The organism is Limosilactobacillus mucosae, from assembly GCF_046939755.1.
In the GTDB taxonomy this organism is placed as follows: Bacteria; Bacillota; Bacilli; order Lactobacillales; family Lactobacillaceae; genus Limosilactobacillus; species Limosilactobacillus mucosae_A.
In genome coordinates, this window is record NZ_JBKZAY010000130.1 from 1 (window position 1) to 245 (window position 245).

The 245-nt window shown below is 54.7% G+C and carries 1 protein-coding gene; it reads left to right on the top strand.

What is annotated here, in order from left to right; translation table 11 throughout:
• The coding region (locus tag ACLUWI_RS10525) for a mucin-binding protein (protein WP_412147262.1) at positions 1-245 on the top strand (245 nt) is incomplete at both ends.

The following is a 245-nucleotide window of genomic DNA, read 5'->3' on the forward strand; positions in this document are numbered from 1 at the left end:
CTGACTTCACCAACGATTGCCGGTTACACGCCAAGCGAAGCGGTAGTAAAGCGCAGTTCCAACAGTGATGCCGAACAAGGTCCAACGCTTACGGTCATCTACACGGCTGACGCCCAAACAGCCTACGTCAAGTACGTTGATGACACGACTGGCGAGACGCTGCGTCAAGACGATCTGCACGGCTACACGGATGAAACGATTCCATACAGCACGGCTGAAGGCATCAAGAAGTACGAAGGCGACGG